The sequence below is a fragment of the Stenotrophomonas capsici genome, from assembly GCF_034961085.1.
Taxonomy (GTDB): Bacteria; Pseudomonadota; Gammaproteobacteria; order Xanthomonadales; family Xanthomonadaceae; genus Stenotrophomonas; species Stenotrophomonas capsici.
This window is the reverse complement of record NZ_JAYFUH010000249.1, coordinates 163,572-185,199: the sequence shown is the minus strand read 5'-3', so window position 1 is coordinate 185,199 and position 21,628 is coordinate 163,572. Positions and strand designations below refer to the sequence as shown.

18 protein-coding genes are annotated in these 21,628 nt (G+C 64.2%); 8 read left to right on the top strand and 10 right to left on the bottom strand.

The genetic code is table 11. The annotated features are described in order from the left end of the window. Nucleotides 1-96: 96 nt before the first annotated feature. The 4 genes from VA603_RS14075 to rluD are packed head-to-tail and all read right to left on the bottom strand — an operon-like array spanning nucleotide 97 to nucleotide 2,802. Nucleotides 97-501 (bottom strand): thiol-disulfide oxidoreductase DCC family protein, encoded by a 405-nt coding sequence (locus tag VA603_RS14075; protein WP_323439223.1) that lies wholly within the window; start codon nucleotides 499-501, stop codon nucleotides 97-99. Then, complete coding sequence (locus VA603_RS14070; RefSeq protein WP_323439222.1) at nucleotides 498-1,037, bottom strand: DUF4166 domain-containing protein; 540 nt, start codon at nucleotides 1,035-1,037, stop codon at nucleotides 498-500. Before VA603_RS14070 ends, VA603_RS14075 begins: the two co-directional genes overlap by 4 nt. Next, complete coding sequence (pgeF, locus tag VA603_RS14065) at nucleotides 1,034-1,813, bottom strand: peptidoglycan editing factor PgeF (protein ID WP_323439221.1); 780 nt, start codon at nucleotides 1,811-1,813, stop codon at nucleotides 1,034-1,036. Before pgeF ends, VA603_RS14070 begins: the two co-directional genes overlap by 4 nt. Next, complete coding sequence (rluD, locus tag VA603_RS14060; RefSeq protein WP_425603715.1) at nucleotides 1,813-2,802, bottom strand: 23S rRNA pseudouridine(1911/1915/1917) synthase RluD; 990 nt, start codon at nucleotides 2,800-2,802, stop codon at nucleotides 1,813-1,815. Before rluD ends, pgeF begins: the two co-directional genes overlap by 1 nt. Before the next feature lie 115 nt (nucleotides 2,803-2,917). On the opposite strand from rluD, the gene VA603_RS14055 reads away from it, so the two are divergent. Next, nucleotides 2,918-3,802: an outer membrane protein assembly factor BamD gene (locus tag VA603_RS14055; RefSeq protein ID WP_132865370.1), complete on the top strand. Its 885-nt coding sequence runs from the start codon at nucleotides 2,918-2,920 to the stop codon at nucleotides 3,800-3,802. 334 nt (nucleotides 3,803-4,136) lie between these two features. Here the strand turns inward: VA603_RS14055 and VA603_RS14050 are convergent, their stop codons facing one another. The 5 genes from VA603_RS14050 to sucC form a co-directional block, all read right to left on the bottom strand. After that, complete coding sequence (locus tag VA603_RS14050) at nucleotides 4,137-6,746, bottom strand: TonB-dependent receptor (RefSeq protein ID WP_323439220.1); 2,610 nt, start codon at nucleotides 6,744-6,746, stop codon at nucleotides 4,137-4,139. A gap of 517 nt (nucleotides 6,747-7,263) precedes the next feature. Then, complete coding sequence (locus tag VA603_RS14045) at nucleotides 7,264-8,901, bottom strand: NAD+ synthase (protein WP_323439219.1); 1,638 nt, start codon at nucleotides 8,899-8,901, stop codon at nucleotides 7,264-7,266. 1 nt (nucleotide 8,902) lies between these two features. Continuing rightward, on the bottom strand, nucleotides 8,903-9,283 hold the full coding sequence (locus VA603_RS14040; RefSeq protein ID WP_323439218.1) for an endonuclease domain-containing protein: 381 nt from the start codon (nucleotides 9,281-9,283) through the stop codon (nucleotides 8,903-8,905). Between the two features lie 325 nt (nucleotides 9,284-9,608). Then, nucleotides 9,609-10,484 carry a succinate--CoA ligase subunit alpha gene (gene sucD, locus VA603_RS14035; protein ID WP_132865374.1) on the bottom strand — a complete coding sequence of 292 codons (876 nt, stop codon included), beginning with the start codon at nucleotides 10,482-10,484 and terminating at the stop codon, nucleotides 9,609-9,611. A 21-nt stretch (nucleotides 10,485-10,505) separates the two neighbouring features. Beyond that, complete coding sequence (sucC, locus tag VA603_RS14030; protein ID WP_132865375.1) at nucleotides 10,506-11,675, bottom strand: ADP-forming succinate--CoA ligase subunit beta; 1,170 nt, start codon at nucleotides 11,673-11,675, stop codon at nucleotides 10,506-10,508. A gap of 261 nt (nucleotides 11,676-11,936) precedes the next feature. Between sucC and VA603_RS14025 the strand changes: the two genes are divergently transcribed. After that, complete coding sequence (locus VA603_RS14025) at nucleotides 11,937-13,559, top strand: sensor histidine kinase (RefSeq protein ID WP_323439217.1); 1,623 nt, start codon at nucleotides 11,937-11,939, stop codon at nucleotides 13,557-13,559. Between the two features lie 63 nt (nucleotides 13,560-13,622). Further along, a complete protein-coding gene (locus VA603_RS14020) occupies nucleotides 13,623-15,020 on the top strand; it encodes a sigma-54-dependent transcriptional regulator (RefSeq protein ID WP_323439216.1) in 1,398 nt (465 codons plus the stop codon). Between the two features lie 97 nt (nucleotides 15,021-15,117). On the opposite strand, the gene pilB is transcribed toward VA603_RS14020, so the two are convergent. Then, the gene (gene pilB, locus VA603_RS14015) at nucleotides 15,118-16,851 is read right to left on the bottom strand and encodes a type IV-A pilus assembly ATPase PilB (protein WP_323439215.1); all 1,734 of its coding nucleotides are present in this window, start codon (nucleotides 16,849-16,851) and stop codon (nucleotides 15,118-15,120) included. 162 nt (nucleotides 16,852-17,013) lie between these two features. On the opposite strand from pilB, the gene VA603_RS14010 reads away from it, so the two are divergent. The 5 genes from VA603_RS14010 to VA603_RS13990 are packed head-to-tail and all read left to right on the top strand — an operon-like array spanning nucleotide 17,014 to nucleotide 21,628. Continuing rightward, entirely contained in the window at nucleotides 17,014-17,871 is an 858-nt protein-coding gene (locus VA603_RS14010; protein WP_323439214.1) for a glycosyltransferase family 2 protein, read from the top strand. 26 nt (nucleotides 17,872-17,897) lie between these two features. Continuing rightward, entirely contained in the window at nucleotides 17,898-18,713 is an 816-nt protein-coding gene (locus VA603_RS14005) for a class I SAM-dependent methyltransferase (protein ID WP_323439213.1), read from the top strand. Continuing rightward, on the top strand, nucleotides 18,710-19,654 hold the full coding sequence (locus VA603_RS14000) for a lysylphosphatidylglycerol synthase transmembrane domain-containing protein (protein WP_323439212.1): 945 nt from the start codon (nucleotides 18,710-18,712) through the stop codon (nucleotides 19,652-19,654). Before VA603_RS14005 ends, VA603_RS14000 begins: the two co-directional genes overlap by 4 nt. Next, nucleotides 19,654-20,487, top strand: coding sequence for a class I SAM-dependent methyltransferase (locus VA603_RS13995; RefSeq protein ID WP_323439211.1), 834 nt, complete (start codon nucleotides 19,654-19,656; stop codon nucleotides 20,485-20,487). Before VA603_RS14000 ends, VA603_RS13995 begins: the two co-directional genes overlap by 1 nt. Next, nucleotides 20,468-21,628, top strand: coding sequence for a glycosyltransferase (locus tag VA603_RS13990; protein ID WP_323439210.1), 1,161 nt, complete (start codon nucleotides 20,468-20,470; stop codon nucleotides 21,626-21,628). The genes VA603_RS13995 and VA603_RS13990 overlap by 20 nt, the downstream gene beginning before the upstream one ends.

Genomic DNA, 21,628 nt, shown 5'->3' with positions numbered 1-21,628 from the left:
TCGTCATGAGTTAGCCCCTCTCCCGCATGCCGGAGAGGGGTTGGGGTGAGGGGCCGTGGGGGCAAAGCGCTGGCACCGCCCACCGCATCCCCGGCCTCAATCCAGGAACCGCGCCCGCTGCTGCGGCGTCGGCAGGTAGCAGCTGTCATGTCGCCCGAACCAGCGGTAGCGGTTGCGCGCCAACCACCGGTAGGCACGGTCCCGCAAGGATCCGGGCAGCCAGCGCGCGATCCCCGCGAGCTTCCACACGCCGCCAAGGCCGCTGACCACGCGCATGATCGCATCGGTATCCGTGTAGGCCATGCCGTCCTCCACCAGCAGGAACGACAGCGGGTCATCCGGGTCCAGCCCGTGCGCCAGCAACAGCGCACGGCCCCGCGCGCCCTGCATCGCCGCGAAGCGGTAACGCCCCCGGCGGTCGAAGCGCAGCAGGAAGCGCACCCAGCGGCTGCACAGCGCGCACACCCCGTCGAACACGATCACCGGCGCCTCGCCGCTCATGCCGCCCCGTCCTCCGGCAGCAACCAGCCTTCGTAGCGGATCAACCGCCCGATCAGCGGCATCGAGACATCCACCAGGAACTCATAACGCCCGTGCCGCTCGCGTTCACGGCAGTACACCTGGCCGAACCAGCGCGTGGGCAGGGGCAACAGGCCAAACGCCCAGGCGCGCTCGGCCCGCCACAGGATCTGGCCCTCCTCCTCGCGCAGGCCGAAGCGGAACCGCACCGCCCCCAACTGCTCGAACAGCCCCCCACCCTGTTGCCACAGGCGCGATTCCATCCGTGCGGGCCCGAACCGCCGGTTCCAGCGTTCCCCGGCCGCATCCACCACGAACTCCACGCTGACCGGCACGCTGGCACTGGGCGGAAGGCGCGCCAGCCAGGCGCAGGGCACCACCAGCCAATGGGTGCCGCGCAGCACCTCGCCTTGCCCGCTCCAGCGTTGCCGGCCGCGCACCGAATGCAGCGCGCATACCTGTGGGGGCAGCTGTCCGAACCCAGGGCCAAGCACCTGCTCGAACAGCGGCGTGCTCATGGGTCCATCCACACCAGGGTGGCGATGCGGCCGCTGCGGCGGTCGCGCCGGTGCGAGAACCAGCGTTGCGGGTCGGCGATGGTGCACTGGTCACCGCCATGGATATCGGCCGGGTCCATGCCCGCGGCCTGCAGCCGCTGGCGTGCCAGTGCGTACAGGTCCACCCGCCAATGCCCGGGACGGGTCGGCGTGAACGCCGCTTCGGCCGCGGCCGAATGGGCGAGGAAGGCCTCGCGCACATCCGCCCCGATCTCGTAATGGGCCGGCCCGGCGGCCGGCCCCAACCAGGCGATGACCGCGCTGGCCGGGGTCCGCATCGCCGCCAGGGTGTTCTCCAGCATGCCGTCGGCCAACCCGCGCCACCCCGCATGGGCGGCGGCCACCTCGTCCCCGGCCCGCGCGGTGAACACCACCGGCAGGCAGTCCGCGGTCAGGATCGCCAGCACCACGCCGGGAACCGAGGTCACCGCTGCATCGGCCACCGGTTCGGCATCAATGCCCTGTGCCTGCGGCGGCGCCTGGAAACGCAGCACGCCGGTGCCGTGCACCTGGCGCAGCCAGTGCGGCGCCGAGGGCAGACCCGCCAGTTGCTGCAACTGGTCACGGTTGCGCTGCACCTGCGCCGGGTCGTCGCCCTCGGCGGCGCTGCGGTTGCCCAGGTTGAAGTGGTCGAACGGCGGCTGCGAGCCCCCCGCGCCGTGGCGCCGGGTGGTGAAGGCATGCACCCCGGCCGGGGCCGGCCAGTCGGCGGCCAGGGCAGGCAGCGCGTCGTTCATCACCAGCGGTCCCGCTCGCGTTCGGCGAAGGCCTTGGAGTCCTCGCGCAGCGCCTTCGTCAGCGCCAGCAGGTCCGCCGGCACCGGGGCGGTGTTGCTGATCGTCTCGCCGGTGATCGGGTGCTGGAACTCCAGTGTTTCGGCGTGCAGGGCCTGGCGCTTGAACCCGCGCAGCTGGGCGACCAGTTCGTCGCTGGCGCCCTTGGGCAGCTTCAGCGACCCGCCGTACAGCGGGTCACCGACGATGGCGTGCTTGATGTGCGCCATGTGCACGCGGATCTGGTGGGTGCGGCCGGTCTCCAGGCGGCACTCCAGCGCGGTATGGGCGCGGAAGCGCTCGCGCAGGCGGTAATGGGTGACCGCGTCCTTGCCGTCCTCGCGCACGCCCATGCGCAGGCGGTCGCGCGGGTGGCGGTCGATCGCCGCGTCCACGGTGCCGCCGGCGACCAGCGCCCCGACCACCACGGCCAGGTACTGGCGGTGGACCTCGCGGGCGGACAGCTGTTCCACCAGCGCGGTCTGCGCCTGCACGGTACGGGCCACCATCATGATGCCGCTGGTGTCCTTGTCCAGGCGGTGGACCACGCCGGCACGCGGCACCTTGGCGATCTCCGGGTCACGGAACAGCAGCGCGTTGACCAGGGTGCCGGTCGGGTTGCCGGCGCCCGGGTGGACCACCAGCCCGGCCGGCTTGTCGATCACGTAGACATGCTCGTCCTCGTACAGGACCGACAGCGGGATGTCCTCCGGCCGCGCGTTGACCTCGGTGTCGAGCACCGCATTCAGGGAAACCGACTCCCCGCCCCGGACCGGGTCGCGGGGCCGGGCCGGCTCCCCGTCCATCAGCACCGCACCGGTCTTGATCCACTCGGTCAGGCGGGAACGGGAGAATTCGGGGAAAAGCTCGGCCACCACGGCGTCGAAGCGGCGGCCGGCGGCGGTATCGGGCACCAGCGCCTGGCGCTGGGTCGGGGAGGTGTTCTCGGACATGTCAAAGGCCAACTGAAAGACGAAATCGGGGGTCCTGACAGCAACAGTCATTCGCAGGACAGGCCACTAGGCTATCATCGACACCTCGTATTCCTGCCGCGTCCCGCCCTGACCCATGATCCGACGCTCTTTGCTGTCCGCGCCCGTCCGCCTCACCGCCCTGCTGCTGGTCCTGGTTTTCGTCGCCACCGGCTGCCACCGCGGCGACAAGAAGAAGGACGCCGATGAAGGCGCGCCTGTCGAGCAGCTCTACGAAAAGAGCCACAAGCTGATGGAAGGCGGCAACTGGTCCGGCGCCGAAACCAGCTTCAAGCGCCTGATCGCCCAGTACCCGTACGGCCCGTACACCGAGCAGGCGATGATCGAAAGCGCCTATGCCCAGTACAAGGCCGGCAAGAACGATGACGCCGTGTCGAGCATCGACCGCTTCATCCGCACCTACCCGACCCACCGCAACATCGCCTACCTGTACTACCTGCGCGGCCTGGCCAACGGCAACCGCGACACGGTGTTCCTGCGCCGCGTGTGGTCGCTGGACCCGAGCCGCCGTGACCTGTCCACCCCGCGCCAGGCCTACGCCGACTTCACCATCGTCACCGAGCGCTACCCGAACAGCCGCTACGCGGCCGATGCGCGCCAGCGCATGATCGAGCTGCGCGACGTATTCGCCCAGCACGAGCTGGACAATGCCCTGTACTACGCCCGCCGCGGCGCCTGGGTCTCGGCCGCCGGCCGCGCCAACTACCTGCTGGAAACCTACCCGCAGAGCGCCTTCCAGTACGACGCCGTGGCGGTGCTGGGCGAGTCGTATACCCACATCGGCAACAAGACCCTGGCCGACGACGCCCGCCGCGTGCTGGAGCTAAACCAGCCCGACCACCCGTGGCTGACCGGCGACTGGCCGAAGTACCCGTGGATGATCCGCAAGCTCAACCCGTTCGCCGGCGAGAAGTCGGTGGCCACCGGCCAGAGCAATGCGACGATGAGCCGCCGCAAGTAAGCAGCCAGCGCATGCGAGTACGGTAAGGGGCCTTCGGGCCCCTTTCCCGTTGTGGGCCAACGACGCCCCTGCCCTGCCGAGGCCCGGATGACGCGATGCCCGGGATGTACGTAACCGGGGCAGATCCCAGGCCGCAAGCCGTAGCAGCCCCGGCGATTCCCCCATCTCCCCACCGCGCAGGCGGGGAGGCAATCCCAGCTCCGTCCCACAACATCCCCTGCTCCGGCACTGGCGAACACGGCTTCGGCCACGCACCGCCCTGCATGTTCCGGTCGACAAAAAAGGCGGCCCCGTCACCGGGACCGCCCACATTGCACCCTCAGTCGCGCGAACCTCAGAAGTTCTGGGTGTAACGCACGTACAGCTGGCGGCCGTAGCCGTTGTACAGATAGTTGTTGAAGTTGGTCGGCGAGTACGCCACGTCGTACACCGGCGCCTTGTTGGTCAGGTTGCGGGCACCCAGCGAGATCGTCGCATTCCACGGGGCCTGGTAGTTGAGCTGCAGGTCATGGGTGATGTAGGCGCCGCTGCAGCGCTTCACGTAGCCCTCGCTCTTCAGCTCCGAGCAGCTGTAGTCACCTTCGTAGTAGTCGACGTAGTAGCCCGGCTCATAGCCGATCATGTTCATGGTCCACGCCACGCTCCAGTCGCCGCGCTCCCAGCGGGTGTTGAGGTTGGCACGCCACTCCGGGTAACCGCTGGTGCCGACGTACTCGTCCGAGCCGTAACGGCTGTCGACCTTGTAGCTGTGGGTCCAGGAACCCTGCAGGGTCGAGGTCAGCCTGCCCCAGTCATCCAGGTCGAACTGGGTGCGGATGTTCAGGTCGATGCCGTCGGTCTTGACCAACCCTTCATTGCCATAGCCGGCATACACCGCCTGGATCGAACCGTCGCTGTTGCGCACGACCGACAGGTTGTCCGGCAGGTACTGGCCAAGGGCGGTGCGGTTGATCACCGTCTGCGCGGAGTACCACTTGATCTGGTTCTTGATCTCGGTGTTCCAGTAGTCCAGCGTGATGTTGGCCCACGAGAACGGGTCGTACACCACGCCGAAGCTGAACTGCTTGGAGGTCTCGGCCTTCAGGTCCGGATTGGCCACGTGGTAGCCATTGATCTGGATCGAACTGGACGCGGCCAGGCCGTAGGCCAGTGCCGTGGCCTCGTCGGTCACCGAGTCGGCCGAGAACGCATCCTGCTGGTTCAGCGCCTGCAGCGTCGGCGCGCGGAAGCCCTTGCCATACGAGGTGCGGAAGGTCAGGTTGTGCAGCGGCTGGAAGCGCAGCGACAGCTTCGGCGAGGTGGAATCACCGAAGTCGGAGTAGTGGTCGTAGCGAACGGCCAGGTCTGCCGAGAAGTTGTCGAAGATCGGCAGGCTCCACTCGGCGAAGCCCGAGGTCAGGTTGCGCTCGCCCCATGCCGAATTGCCGGACGAACCGCCCACGTTGCCGGCCGCCGACTGCTGGTCGTAGATGTCCGCATAGTCATGCTTGCTGTACTCGCCGCCCACCGCCAGCGAGGAGACCCCGCCCGGCAGCGTGAACAGATCAGTGGTCAACTGCGCGTTGAACTCCTTCTGCTTGTAGAAGGTGTTGCGGCCGATCGTGGTGCTGATGGCATCGAGCACCTCCTGGGAGTTGGCGTACGGGTCGAAGGCGTTGTATTGGCCACTTTCGAAGTACTGCTCGGCCACCGGGATGTTGACGTAGTTGTAGCCGGTCACGGTCGCGCGCGACTCATTGCTGCGCACGCCAAAGTCGACGCTGGTGCTGTCGGTCAACTGGCCATGCAGGCTCAGGTTGACGTCGTAGCTGTTCTCGTCGGTGTAGGTGTAGCGCTTATCCAAGGCGGCAAAGCGGTGCTTGATGTAGGCATCCTGCCCAGTGGTGTTGTTCGGGCTGTCGGCGCTGACGAAGATGCTTTCGGGCACGGGCGCGTAGACGCTGGTGCTGTTCTTGCGGTTCACGTAGATGTCGGCGTTGATGGTCCAGGCATCGCTGAGCGCGTACTCCGAGCGCAGGAACAGGTTCTTGTTCTTGATGCTGGCGGTGTCGGCCATGTCGCCGACATAGTTGTACAGGCAGCTGGTACGGCCGGTGCTGCTGGTGCTCTCGTAGAAGTTGGTGCCCGAGCAGCCACCCGGCACCACGCTGCTGCCGTTGGTGTAGAGGTTCGAGCCGGCAACCCGGTTGCCATTGGCATCGGTCAGCACGTTGAGGTAGTTGTTCGAGTACGACGAACCGGCGACCGTGTCCGACCACGGGTAGTCGGATACATAGCTGATCTTCTGGTCGGTGTAGGAAATGCCGCCCATCACCGAGCCACGCTCGCCCGCCGCGCCGAACAGCACCGAGGCCTCGGATGCATCGCCACCGTACTTGTTGTCGGTCGCGCCGGCACTGACCTGGAAGCCTTCATAGTTCTTGCGGGTGATGACATTGACCACGCCGCCGATCGCGTCGGCACCGTAGATGGCCGAGGCGCCATCGGTCAGGATCTCGATGCGCTCCACTGCCGCGGCCGGGATCGAGCTCAGGTCCTGGCCTTCACCGGTCAGCGGCGACACCGCGGCACGCCGGCCATCGATCAGGATCAGCGTGCGGCCTTCGCCCAGGCCGCGCAGGCTCAGGCCGGCGAACGACTGGGCGGAGCTGCCGGAACTGGGCACGAAGGAGCCGAAGGAGTTGAAGCTGGAGTTCTGCAGGATGTCGGCCACCGTTGCCCTGCCGCTTACCTCGATGTCCTGGCGGCCGATCACGGTTACCGGCAATGCACCTTCCACATCTGCACGCTTGATGCGCGAGCCGGTGATCTCGATGCGATCCAGGGTGGTCGCATTCGTACTGCTGCCGGCTGCCTCCTGCGCCGCGACCGTACCGCTGAGGGACAAGCCAATGGCGACAACCAGCGCACCACGGCGAAGACCGGAGTTTGTCTTGATATTCATTATTTGCGTGTTCCAGATGAAGAAGGACACGTCCTGATCGCTCAGAACCGTTTTGATCGGCCCGTGCATGACAGCGTCATTGCACCGGCCTGACGGAAAATTAACGATCCGATATCGCTGCTGTTTTTCAATTGATGGCAGTGCCGTGCCAGCTTCGTGTCATGCAGTGCGCCGACCGGCCATCACCCGACACGGCCCGTCGTCCCGCGTCATCACTGACACGCTTCGTCATGCCTCCCCGGCAGGTCAGGCGCACCTTCAGATGACGCAAAAAAATTCGCCACCGCGCGGGGCGGTGGCAAAGGAGAGAGATGACTTGATGTTTTCTTGTGGGCCTAGGGTGCCAATCCAGGATGCCAACGGTTTGACGCGAGATCGCACCGACCGGCACGCCCCACGGCGAGCGACATCCAACGCCCACGAAGTCGACACACATCGACACGCATCGGCATTTCCGTCTCCACGGAAACAGCAAAGGGGCCTTTCGGCCCCTTTTCTGTTCATGCAACACCTTGCCTCAGCCGCGATACCCGTTGGTGATCGGGTAGCGCCGCTCACGGCCAAAGGCACGTCGCGACACCTTCGGCCCCGGCGCGGCCTGGTGCCGCTTCCATTCGCTGATGCGCACCAGCCTGAGCACCCGCTCCACCACCTCGGGCGCATACCCGGCGGCGATGATGTCCTGGCGCGACTGCTCCTGGTCGATGTAGCGGTACAGGATGCCGTCCAGCACGTCATAGGCCGGCAACGAATCCTGGTCGGTCTGGTTCTCGCGCAGTTCGGCCGAGGGCGCGCGGGCGATGACCGCCGGTGGGATCACCGGCGCACCGCCGACGGTGTTGCGCCACTTGGACAGGCCGTAGACCTCGGTCTTGTACAGGTCCTTCAGCGGCGCGTAGCCGCCGCACATGTCGCCGTAGATGGTCGCGTAACCCACCGCGTACTCGCTCTTGTTGCCGGTGGTCAGCAGCAGGCCCCCAAACTTGTTGGACAGCGCCATCAGGATCACGCCACGGCTGCGCGACTGCAGGTTCTCCTCGGTGACATCGGCTGCCTGCCCTTCGAACATCGCCGACAGCGACTGCATCAACCCCTGGAATGCCGGCTCGATCGGCACCGTCTCCAGCTTCACGCCCAGCGCACGGCACTGCTCCACCGCCAGGTCGTTGGACAGATCGGCCGTGTAGCGCGACGGCAGGCTGACCGCGGTGACGTTGTCCGCGCCCAGCGCGTCCACCGCCATCGCCAGCACCAGCGCCGAGTCGATGCCGCCGGACAGGCCCAGCCACACCTTGCCGAAGCCATTCTTGCGGCAGTAGTCCTGGATGCCACGCGTCACCGCCCGCCACGCCAGCGCATCCATGCTTTCATCGCCGTCGTCGATCCAGCGCAACGGCATGAAGCTGCGCGCCTGGAGGTTGTACTCGACCACCAGCATTTCCTCGGCGAACGCCACCGCCGCCGGATGCACCGTGCCGTCACCGTCGGCGACCACCGAGGCACCGTCGAACACCACCGCGTCCTGGCCACCAATGGTGTTGAGGTAGGCGATGCCCACGCCCGATGCCGCGCAGCGCTCGGCCAGCAGCGCATCGCGCTGGGCATGCTTGCCGCGCTCGTACGGCGAGGCATTGGGCACCAGCACCAGCTGGGCACCGGCGGCCACCGTGCCAGCCAGCGGCTCGGGGAACCACAGGTCCTCGCAGATCACCAGGCCGACCTGCACGCCGTTGACCTGCACCACGCAGTTGCCGCCATCCGGATCGACATCGAAGTAGCGGCGCTCATCGAACACCGCGTAGTTGGGCAGCTCACGCTTGCGGTAGGTGGTCTCCACCGCACCGTCGCGCAGCACGCTGGCCGCGTTGTAGACCACTGCGCCGGCGCTCTGCGGCCAACCAACCACCGCCACGATGCCGGTCGCCTCGGTGGCGATGCGGGCGATGGCCTGCTCGCAGTCATCCAGGAAGCCGGGGCGCAGCAGCAGGTCTTCCGGCGGATAGCCGCTGACCGCCAACTCGGGGAACAACACCACGTCCGCGCCGTATTCGTCACGCGCCTCGTGCATCAGCTCGATGATGCGGCCGGTATTGCCGGCCACGTCGCCGACCGGGAAGTCGAACTGGGCCAGGGCGATGCGTAGCGATTGGGACATATCAACAACCTTCTGCTTGGCCCCGCACCCTGCGGGGGCTTGGTTCGATCGACAACGCCTGCAGGATGCTCTCGCAGACCGCGGCGGTTTTGCTCAGGGCTTCATTATTCCAGAACCGCAGCACGCGGTAGCCGTGCCCCCTCAGGAAGGCTTCACGTGCCGGATCGCTGGTATCACCGGCATGCTGTCCGCCATCCAGTTCAATGACCAGCCGCCGCGCCAGGCAGGCGAAGTCGACCACGTAGGGGCCGATGGGATGCTGGCGACGGAACTTGAAGCCGGCCAGGCGGTCGGCACGCAGGTGGTACCAGAGTCGTTGCTCTGCGTCGGTCATCCGTTGCCGCAAGGCCCTGGCGCAGCCGGTCTTGGCACCTTTTCGCATGTCCTTCGCTCCTTCCATTGGAAGGAGGAAGGTCCCGCGCGGGGATGGTGGGGAAAATCAGGCATATGGACGGGTAAGGCTCGGAAAGCTGCCCTCACCCCTACCCCTCTCCCGCAGGCGGGAGAGGGGAAAGCAACCGCAGGAGCGCACGGCCTTGGCTCTGGCTCTGGCTCTGGCTTCGGCTTCGGCTTCGGCCTTCGCCTTGGCTCTCCCCTCTCCCGCCCGCGGGAGAGGGGTAGGGGTGAGGGCAGCTCTTCAAGCTCGGCACAAAAGAAAAGGCCGCCCCAAGGGGCGGCCTTCTCGACACATCACCGGCGGTCAGCGCTTACTTGACCAGCTTGGCGATGGCAGCGCCCAGGTCGCCCGGCGAACGCACGGTGACGACGCCAGCCGCTTCCATTGCGGCGAACTTGCCTTCCGCAGTGCCCTTGCCGCCCGAGGCGATCGCACCGGCATGGCCCATGCGCTTGCCGGCCGGCGCCGACGCACCGGCGATGAAGCCGACGACCGGCTTCTTCACGTGGGCCTTGATGTATTCCGCACCGGCTTCTTCGGCGTCGCCGCCGATTTCGCCAACCATAATGATGCCTTCGGTCTGCGGGTCTTCGTTGAACAGCTTCAGGCAGTCGACGAAGTTCAGGCCGTTGATCGGGTCACCACCGATGCCGATGCAGGTGGACTGGCCCAGGCCGACTTCGGTGGTCTGCTTGACCGCTTCATAGGTCAGGGTGCCCGAACGCGACACGATGCCGATCTTGCCCGGCTTGTGGATGTGGCCCGGCATGATGCCGATCTTGCACTCACCCGGGGTGATGACGCCCGGGCAGTTCGGCCCGATCAGCACGGTATCCGGGTGCGAGCCCTTCAGCACGTTGTCCACGCGCAGCATGTCCAGCACCGGGATGCCCTCGGTGATGCAGACGATGACCTTGATGCCGGCAGCAGCGGCTTCCAGGATGGCGTCGGCAGCGAACGGCGGCGGGACGTAGATGACCGACGCGTCAGCGCCGGTGGCCTGCACGGCATCGGCCACGGTGTTGAACACCGGCAGGTCGATGTGGGTGGTGCCGCCCTTGCCCGGGGTGACGCCGCCGACGACCTGGGTGCCGTACTCGATCATCTGGGTGGCGTGGAAGGTGCCCTGCTGGCCGGTGAAGCCCTGCACGATCACCTTGGTGTTCTTGTTAATCAAAACAGACATGGGAATTCCTTGGTGTCGGGATCAGGCGGCGTTCTTGACAGCTTCAACGACCTTCTTGGCGCCGTCGTTGATGTTGTCAGCCGGGATGATGGCCATGCCGCTGTCACGCAGCAGCTGCTTGCCTTCTTCCACGTTGGTGCCTTCCAGGCGCACCACGACCGGAACCTTGACGCCCACTTCCTTCACCGCGGCGATGATGCCCTCGGCGATCATGTCGCAGCGGACGATGCCACCGAAGATGTTGACGAAGATGCCTTCGACCTTGTCCGAGGACAGGATCAGCTTGAACGCCTCGATCACGCGCTGCTTGTTGGCGCCGCCGCCCACGTCCAGGAAGTTCGCCGGCTCGCCGCCGTTGAGCTTGATGACGTCCATGGTGGCCATGGCCAGGCCGGCGCCGTTCACCATGCAGCCGATGTTGCCGTCCATGGTGACGTAGTTGATGTCCAGCTCCGAAGCGGTCACTTCGGTTTCGTCTTCCTGGGACTTGTCGCGCATGGCGACCAGTTCCTTGTGACGGAAGGCGGCGTTGTCGTCGCTGTTGAACTTGCCGTCCAGCGCGTACAGGTTGCCGTCGTCCAGGATGGCCAGCGGGTTGATCTCAACCAGCGCCAGGTCCTTTTCGTTGAAGATGCGGTACAGGTTCACCATGATGCTGGCGAACTGGCCGGCCTGCTTGGCGGTCAGGCCCATCTTGAAGCCGATGTCACGGCCGTGGTAACCCTGCACGCCCTCGACGAAGTCCACGTTCAGGGTGTGGATCTTGTCCGGAGTTTCGGCGGCAACCTGCTCGATCTCCATGCCGCCTTCCGAGGAAGCGATGAAGCTGATGGTGCGGGTGCCACGATCGACCAGCACCGACAGGTACAGTTCCTTGACGATCTCACCGGCGGTGGTCACCAGCACCAGGTTGATCGGCAGCTCGACGCCGGCGGTCTGGTAGGTGGCCATCTTGGTGCCGAGCATCTTGGCTGCAGCGGCCTTCACGTCTTCGACGGTCTTGCAGAACTTGACGCCGCCGGCCTTGCCGCGGCCGCCTGCGTGGATCTGCGCCTTGACCATCCAGGGGCCCTGGCCCAGCGACTGGGCGACGGCAACCGCCTCGTCCGGGGTAGCCGCGACTTTGCCGGCCGGAACCGGGATACCGTATTCGGCAAGCAGCTGTTTTGACTGGTACTCGTGGAAATTCATGCGTCACCGTGGGAATAGGAACGACCGCACGCATCTCCTCGGGCCCCACGGAGGGGCGCCAGCATGGACCGCGGCGGGCCCACTATTGTGGCCGAGCCAGCGCCGGGGCGCAAAGAAGTCTGTACAAATCGCCAAGACCGGCACGCTTTCCCACGCATTTTCAGCCACTTGCCGCAACTGTCCGGCGCCTGTGAAAACGCCCGGAACCGGCCCGCCGGCACCTATACTTGCCCGAGCCCGTCTGCAGATAGGAGTTCCGGCTTGGCCCCCAGCCCTTCGCTGATTGACCGCATCGAGTCGATCCCGCGCCGCGAACTGTACTTCTTCGCCCTGTACCGCCTGCTGGTCGCCTCGCTGCTGTGCGCTCTGGTGTTCAGCCCGCTGAGCATGATGGTCGGGGAGGCCCACCATGTCGGGCTGGCCCAGTGGGTGTCGGCGATTTACCTGCTGGTATCGGCCGGGCTGCTGTTCTGGGGCCGCAACGAGCGCTGGCTGCAGACCATCGTGTTCTGGAGCGTGCTGGCCGACATCGTCGCGGCGGTGCTGCTCAGCCATGCCCTGCCCGGCTCCAGCGCCGGCATTTCGATGTCGCTGCTGTTCAACATCGCCGCCGCCGGCCTGCTGCTGCCGCTGTCGCGCGCGATGTTGGTGGCACTGCTGGCCAGCGGCGCCAGCGTGCTGGAGTTCGGCTGGACCTACCTGGAAGGCGTCGACAACAGCCGTACCCTGGCCGAACTGGCCATGTTCGTGACCAGCTACCTGTCGCTGGCCTTCATCTGCTACCAGATCGGCAACCGCACCCGGCGCACCCAGCAACTGGCCGACCAGCGCGGCGCGGAGGTGGCCAACCTGTTCGAGGTCAACGAGCTGATCATCCGGCGCATGCGCACCGGCGTGCTGGTGGTCGACATCGATGGCCGCATCACCCTGGCCAACGAGGCGGCCACCGCCCTGCTTGGCGACCTGGAAGGCACCCTGGCCACCGAACGCGTCACCCTGGCCAGCGCCTCGCCGGAACTGGCCCGGCGCCTGCAGCGCTGGCGCGGCGGTTGGCAGGAAGAAGAAGTGGCCCTGCAACTGGCACCGGAACAGGCCGAAGTCCTGCCCCGCTTCGCCCGGCTGCTGGCCGACAGCGACATGACCCTGGTGTTCCTGGACGACACCTCGGTCGTCTCCAAGCGTGCCGAATCGCTCACCCTGTCCACGCTGGGCCGGTTCTCCGCCAGCCTGGCCCACGAGATCCGCAACCCGTTGGCGGCCATCAACTACGCCACCCAGCTGCTGGAGGAATCCAACGACCTGGGCGATGCCGACCGCCGCCTGCTGCAGATCATCCACCAGCAGTGCCAGCGCACCAACGGCATCGTGGAAAGCGTGCTGGCCCTGGCCCGGCGCGAACGGGCCAACCCGGAGAACCTGGACCTGGTCACCTTTGTCCGGCGCTTCGTGCTGGAGTACCGGCAGAGCCTGTCGCTGGAAACCGACAGCCTGGAGGCGGTGATCCGCGAGCCCAGCGTGCCGGCGCTGATGGACTCGCGCCACCTGCACCAGGTACTGACCGCGCTGGTCCACAATGCGCTCAAGTATGGTCGCATGGCCGAGGAGCCCGCCCGCGTCCGCATCCGCGTGGCCTCCGGCGAGCGACACGCGGTGATCGACGTCATGGACCGCGGCCCCGGGATTCCCGACGCCATCGCCGCCCAGCTGTTCCGCCCCTTCTATACGACCTCCGAGCACGGCACCGGCCTGGGCCTGTACATCGCGCGAGAGCTGTGCCGGGCCAACCAGGCCCAGCTGGACTATGTCTCCGTCCCCGCGGGCGGGGCCTGCTTCCGCCTGACCCTGTCCGTCCCCAAGGCCGCATTCAATCGCGACCTGGGTTGAAAATGCGCAAACCGTGCGTCGAATGTTTGGCGCAGGCCCCTCGCCTCGGCTATCGTTTCGCCCATGAATGCGACACATAGCGCCCTGATCGTCGATGACGAACGCGACATCCGCGAACTGCTGGTTCTGACCCTGGGCCGGATGGGCCTGCGCATCAGTACCGCGGCCAACCTGGCCGAAGCGCGGGAGCTGCTGGCCAGCAATCCGTTCGACCTGTGCCTGACCGACATGCGCCTGCCCGACGGCAACGGCATCGAGCTGGTCGCCGAGATCACCCGTGATTACCCGCGCACCCCGGTCGCCATGATCACCGCCTTCGGCAGCATGGACCTGGCGGTGGAAGCACTGAAGGCCGGCGCCTTCGACTTCGTCAGCAAGCCGGTCGACATCAACGTGCTGCGCGGGCTGGTCCGCCATGCGATCGAACTGAACAATGCCGCCCGGCCGAGCACGCCGCCGCCGCCGGAGAACGCCACGCGCCTGCTCGGTGGCTCCACTGCCATGGACGAGCTGCGCGCCACCATCGCCAAGGTCGCGCGCAGCCAGGCGCCGGTCTACATCCTCGGTGAATCCGGCGTCGGCAAGGAGCTGGTGGCCCGCACCATCCACGATCAGGGCGCGCGCGCGGCCGGCCCGTTCATCCCGGTCAACTGTGGTGCCATCCCCGGCGAGCTGATGGAGAGCGAGTTCTTCGGCCACCGCAAGGGCAGCTTCACCGGCGCCCATGCCGACAAGCCCGGCCTGTTCCAGGCGGCCAATGGCGGCACCCTGTTCCTGGACGAAGTGGCCGAACTACCGCTGCAGATGCAGGTCAAGCTGCTGCGCGCCATCCAGGAGAAGTCAGTCCGCCCGGTGGGTGCCTCCACCGAAGTTCCGGTGGACGTGCGCATCCTGTCGGCCACCCACAAGGACCTCGGGGCGCTGGTGCAGGATGGCCGCTTCCGCCATGACCTGTACTACCGCATCAACGTGATCGAGCTGCGGGTACCACCGCTGCGCGAGCGGCGCGGTGACCTGCCGCAGCTGGCCGGTGCGATCCTCGACCGGCTGGCCCGTTCCCAGAACCAGAAGCCACCGGTGCTGTCGCCCTCGGCGCTGGATGCCCTGGCCGGCTACTCCTTCCCCGGCAACGTACGCGAGCTGGAAAACATCCTCGAGCGCGCCCTGGCCCTGGCCGACGGCGACACCATCGACGCCAGCGACCTGCGCCTGCCCGCGCCCAAGCCGGCCAGCGTGCTGCAGCCCGAAGGCCCCGGCGCGGGCGCCGCGGTCACGGAAGAGGCGGTCATCGACATCGATCCCTCGGGTGCCGCCCTGCCCTCCTACATCGAGCAGATGGAGCGCGCGGCGATCCAGAAGGCACTGGAAGAGAACCGCTGGAACAAGACCAGGACCGCCGCCCAGCTCGGCATCACCTTCCGTGCCCTGCGTTACAAGCTGAAGAAGCTGGGCATGGAGTAAGCACGCTCCGTGCCGGGCAGCGCCCGGCACCACCGATAGCAGAACGCCGGGCACTGCCCGGCGTTTTGCTGTACGACAGGCAGCAAGCAGCCGCCGATCAATCCTTGGTGACGCGGTTGATCTCGGCCAGGCTGGTCACGCCCTGCGCGGCCTTGAGCAAGGCCGACTGGCGCAGGTCGTTGACCCCGATCTTCTGTGCAGCGTCGGCGATGTCCATGGCGTTGCCACCCTGCAGCACGATCGCGGCGATCTCGTCGGTCATCGGCATCACCTGGTAGATGCCGGTACGGCCCTTGTAACCTTCCGTGCACTCATCGCAGCCCACCGGCTCGAACAGCTGGATGCCCTCGTCCAACTGCTTCTGGGTGAAGCCTTCGGCCAACAGCGCGTTCTCCGGCAGGTGCGCCGGACGCTTGCAGTTGGAGCACAACCGGCGGGCCAGGCGCTGGGCGATGACCAACGTCACCGACGAGGTGATGTTGTATGGCGCGATGCCCATGTTCATCAGGCGCGCGATGGTCTGCGGGGCATCGTTGGTATGCAGCGTGGACAGCACCATGTGGCCGGTCTGCGCGGCCTTGATGGCGATCTCCGCGGTTTCAAGGTCGCGGATTTCGCCGACCATGATGATGTCCGGGTCCTGTCGCAGGAACGAGCGCAGCGCCGCGGCGAAGGTCATGCCGCGCTTGTTGTTCTGCTGCACCTGGTTCACGCCCGGCAGGCGGATTTCCACCGGATCCTCGGCGGTGGAGATGTTGCGGGTATCGTCATTGAGGATGCCCAGCGCGGTGTACAACGACACCGTCTTGCCCGAGCCGGTCGGGCCGGTGACCAGCACCATGCCATACGGCTTGTGGATGGCTTCCATGAACAACTGCTGCTGGACCGGCTCGTAGCCCAGTTTGTCGATGCCCAGCTTGGCGGCGCTGCCGTCCAGGATACGCAGCACGATCTTTTCGCCGAACAGGGTCGGCAGCGTGCTGACACGGAAGTCGATCTGCTTGGTCTTGGACAGGTTGAGCTTGATACGGCCGTCCTGCGGCACCCGCTTCTCGGCGATATCCAGCTGCGACATCACCTTCAGGCGTGCCGCGATGCGCTGGTTCAACTTCACCGGCGCCTTGGCCACGGTCTTGAGCAGGCCATCGATGCGGAAGCGCACCCGGTAATCGTCTTCATAGGGCTCGAAGTGGATGTCCGAGGCACCCTTTCGGATCGCATCCACCAGCACCTTGTTGACGAACTTGACCACAGGTGTGTCGTCACCCTTGGCGTCGATGCCCGAATCACCGCCCCCCCCCAGATCCTCCTCGCCGCCGGCAACCTCCAGGTCACCCATGCCTTCGTCATCACCACTGCCCAGGCTGTCCCCCAAGGCATCATTGCTGGCCAGCCAAAGGTCCAGCGTCCGGCGGATCTGGTCCTCATCAACGAGGATGGGCTCCACCACCAGATTGGTGTGGAACTTGATCTCGTCCAGCGGCTGGGTCGGGTTGCTGGTACCCACGAACAACTTGCCGCCGCGCCTGAACAGCGGCAGCACCTGGTGCTTGCGCAACAACTCCTCGCTGACCAGCTTCATCGCGTTCTGGCTGGCGTCGAAGATCGACACGTCCATGAGCGGCATGCCGAACTCCATGGCGTTGGCCGCCGCCATGTTCGCCGCACTGACCAGCTTCTTCTCCGAGAGCCATTGACTCAGCGGCACCTTGGCATCGGCCGCCTGGGCCATGGCCGTTCGGGCAACCGCCTCCTCCAACGCCCCGTCCTGGACCAGGCGCCGGGCAATGCCCGTGATTCCGACGAGATTGGCGGTGACTGCAGCGTTCATGAGCTTCCCCTGGGCCAGGCCCTGATAAGGCAATTGTACGCATGCCGAGCCATCAGGCCAGCCTCTTTCAGGCCCGCCCAGCCCCCGCCGAGTCGCTCGGATCCGGCGATTTCCCTGGAACCCAGCTACTATTGCCGCGGGGAGAATCACCGGTGAACACACGTGCCTGAACTGAGCATCATCCTGCCCGCCAAGAACGAGGCCGAGGGGCTACGGCGTACGCTACCCGTCCTGCGCGGGGCCTATCCAGACGCGGAGATCATCGTCGTCAATGACGGCTCCACCGACGAGACTGCCCGCATTAGCGTCGAATTGGGCGCAAACGTATTGAGCAGCCCCTATTCGATGGGCAACGGTGCCGCGATCAAGCGCGGCGCGCGCGCCGCCACCGGGGGGATCCTGGTGTTCATGGATGCCGACGGCCAACACAGCGCCGAACACATCGCGCGACTGTTGGCCAAGCTGGACGAAGGCTATGACATGGTCGTGGGCGCCCGCGACAGCGACGGCCAGGCCAACTTCCACCGCGGTCTGGCCAACGCGTTCTACAACACGCTGGCCAGCCACATGACCGGCCACCGTATCGACGACCTGACCTCCGGCTTCCGCGCGGTCCGCGCCGAACGCTTCCGTGAGTTCCTGCACCTGTTGCCGAACGGGTTCAGCTACCCCACCACCAGCACCATGGCGTTCTTCCGCAGTGCCTACCCGGTGGCCTATGTGCCAATCCCGGTCGCCAAGCGGGTCGGCAATGGCAGCCATATCCGGCCGTTCAAGGACGGCATCCGGTTTCTGCTGATCATTTTCAAGATCGCGACGTTGTATTCGCCAATGAAGTTGTTTGCACCGATCGCCGGTGGCTTCTTCGCTATCGGGCTTGGCTATTACGGCTACACGTTTGCCACCACGCATCGCCTGACCAACATGAGCACGTTGCTGTTCAGCGCTGCTGTCATCATTTTCCTGATCGGGCTGATTTCAGAGCAGATCACCAACCTGACATACAGACGCGATTCCTGACCAAACCGCGATCTACCATCGAATCCATGCAAAGTAGCAAAGCACCTGCTGCCACAAGGTATTCCGAGCGAACGGGGATCGTCGCACCAGCCGATGGCTGGAGCCCTCCGATACGCTACCTCCTTCGACGCGCGCGCATCCTCCAACTGATACGCGACATACCCCCCGGCAACCTTCTGGAAATCGGCTGTGGTTCTGGCGCCCTCCTGTGCGACCTGAGCCGACAAGGCCACTCTGCCCAAGGCTTGGAGACATCTTTCCAAGCCCGCCATATGGCAATACGTCTTGCCAAACTCTGCAAGACCACTTACTCAGTCTCGCCAGAACCGCTACGCGAGTGGGCTGGCCATTTCAACACCATCTGTGCTTTTGATGTACTGGAACACATCGAGGATGATGCTCGAGCCCTACAGGAATGGTCCCGATGGCTCGCACCAAGTGGAAAGCTGATCTTGTCTGTCCCTGCACATCGCTCCCGCTTTGGCGCGGGAGATGTATGGGCTGGGCATTGGCGCCGATATGACCGCAAAGACCTGAAGGAACTCCTCAATTCGAACGGCTATGCCATTGAGCATTTCGAATGCTATGGCTTTCCACTGGCAAACATGACGGAGTTGGTCGGCAATCTCGTCTACAGCAAGAAGCTGAAGCAAAGGGATACGCAATCCAAAGCGCAGGCTTCCGCGGCCAGCGGCGTGGACAGAAGCGACTACGTCCAGCTCAGTGATTGGATCACTTCTTTGCCTGGCCAGTTCATGATCGCCACCGGTTCAGCCATGCAAACCATTTCGAAGAATCTCGACTGGGGAAGTGGATACCTGGTCATGGCAAGGCGCGCATGAAAGCCCATCTAAAAGTGGCGGGCTTGATAGTGGCCCTGGCGCTGTTCGGCTACTTCGTCTGGTTTTGCTGGCACAACCTCGATCTCAGCACACTCGCCTCGGCCCTCGAAAACCCCAGAACGCTGCTTGCACTTGCTGCCGCCATTTTTTGCTATATGGCCATATATCCCGTGACAGGACTGGCTTGGCGGCAGCTTCTGCTTGCCCAAGGCATAGAACAGCCAACCCATCGGCTGACATTGCTACTCGGCATCGCGCAGTTGGCCAAATACGTTCCAGGCAACGTCATGCAGCATGCCTATCGCGCAACACTGGCACTGAAGCATGGCGTCCCGCTACGACCCTATACCCTGAGCGTTCTCCACGAGACGATACTCGCCGCTGCGGCTAGCATCCTGGTCGGAGCGACCCTATTCCTCCCCGAAATACGGCAAGGCAGGCTAACAGGTTACGGCTGGCTGTTGACCATTGCCTGCGCCGGCAGTTGTGCCGCAATCGCCATATTCTGCTTCAAACCCAATTTTCTCGACAGCAATGCAGCGCCATCAACAAGGCTTCAACGTCTACTGAGAACAACCGGGAGACTCCCTGGCCCCACCGTCACGCTCATGACATTGACCGCCTACTGCTTCAACTATCTGAGCATAGGGCTCGGACTGTGGCTGCTTGCTCGAACACTGGGCTTGTCCGACGCCATTGACTATCGCCAGGCAACCTCTGCCTTTGCCCTGTCATGGATCCTCGGATTCCTGGCACCGGGAACGCCGGCCGGCATGGGAGCACGGGAAGGAATCATGGTAATGCTACTGGGAAGTGACGGCGACAGCGGTCAGCTGGCCCTTTTTGTCCTGCTGAGTCGGGCCACAACCATTGCGGGCGACCTGGCAACCTTTCTTTTTTCCAGCATCATCTACAGCCTTGAAAGTAGCAAAAACCCATGATGAAAATTGAACTCGAACCCAGTGGCGAGCGCGTCATGGAAAACATGTACAAGCGCTCGCTCGGCGCTTACACCATTTACATGATGCATATTGCAAGCTACCGCTTCGTCGAAGAGATATGCACAGGAAGAAGAGTCCTGGATTATGGCTGTGGCTCAGGCTATGGGTCGAAGCTCATCTCCAAAATTGCAAATGAAGTGGTAGGTGTAGACGTATCACCCGAAGCAATTCAATACGCGGACGATAATTATCGCAACGATAATCTATCCTTCCACCAGATCGATCCTGGCTCACAACTTCCGTTTCCCGACGGGCATTTCGATGTCATCCTTTCCTTCCAGGTAATCGAACATGTGAGTGACGACGACAGCTACCTGCGCGAAGCCCGACGCCTATTAGGGCAGGGTGGAATCCTCGTCACCATCACCCCGGACAGGCAACATCGGCTTCTAGCCGGACAGAAGCCATGGAACCGGTGGCATCTGCGCGAGTACAGTCAGGAGATGCTTGTCACATTGATATCCCGACATTTCGCGATCCGTCGCAACTTGAAGATGGGTGCAGAGTGGAGCGTCGCGGCGACTGAGATGGTCAGGTATAGGAAGACAAAATGGCTCTGCTTGCCGGTCACGCTCCCGTTCATCCCTGAAAGCGTCCGCAGGTTCTCACTTGATCTAATTCACAGGATCACGGGCATACTGAAATCCCCCTCAAGTGCCCTCCACAAGGAGTACGGCTTTGACGAAACGGCATTCATTGTTTCCGATAAGCCCCCGAATCCAATGAATCTCATCATCGTCGCCCAGGCCGAAGATGCCAGCCAAGCACTGTAAGAGACAGCTATTTGTTGCCGGTGCCGGTCTGCGTGGCACCGGGTATCCCAATGCCTGGAATACGATCGAATTGATCCGCCAACAGAACCTCGCCGAGGTCATCGATTACAGCCAGTGGCTCCCAGAGGGCACCCAGCTTTGGAAGATCACGGAGAAAGGAAACACCAGGGCTGGACTGTTCCTTGCGGGACTCTTTTTCCGAAATGCATTTTCACTTTTAAGACTCGTGTTTCGCTCGCCCGCTCGCTCCCTCACGTATGTGCCCTACCCTGGAATCATCTTTCTCTGGCTCTCATCATGGATTCCCGAAAGGTGGAGGCCACTGTGCATATGCGACGCTTACATCACGCTTTGGGATACGATCTATCAGGATCGGAACCTTGGGCACAAGGAGAGCACATTATCGCGCGCACTGCTCTGCATTGAAGCACGAGCCCTGCGTACGGCACACCGCATAGTCACCGACACCTGCTCGAATGCTGCCCACATTACCGATCTTTTCAAGGCACCTAGTACACGACTACTTGCATTCCCTCTGGCGATTCCTACGCCACCCACCCATTCTTCCAAACCGTCCAACCCATCTGATACAAAGCACCTGAAAGTCCTTTTCATTGGCACTTTCGTCCCACTGCAGGGCACCACAGTCATTGCCGAAGCCATACATGCTCTACGCAACAAAACGCATATTGGGTTCACAATAATCGGCAATGGCCAGGATGCAGAAGCGACCAGCAAATGGCTTGAGAAATGCCCCTCGGCCACATGGATACGCGACTGGCAGCCAGAGGAAGTGCTAGAACATCACATGGCCACCGCCGATATCTGCCTTGGAATTTTCGGCGGCGACGGCAAGGCTTCGCGCGTACTTCCTTTCAAACTGTATATGGCATTGGCCGGCGGAAAGGCCATCATCACCCAGGACACCTATGGAACGCCCTGCGGCACCCCGGCCATACCAGCACTGACATGCACGCCGACTCCAGAAGCGCTTGCAGAGGCGATCGTGAATCTATCCGAAGACGAGCCACTCCGCCATGAGCTGCAATCGAAAGCCCGCGCATATTATGAAGCGCATTTATCCAACCCCCGTCTTGCAGAACACTGGCAGACACTTCTGACCCGTTCTTCAGCGCCCTGA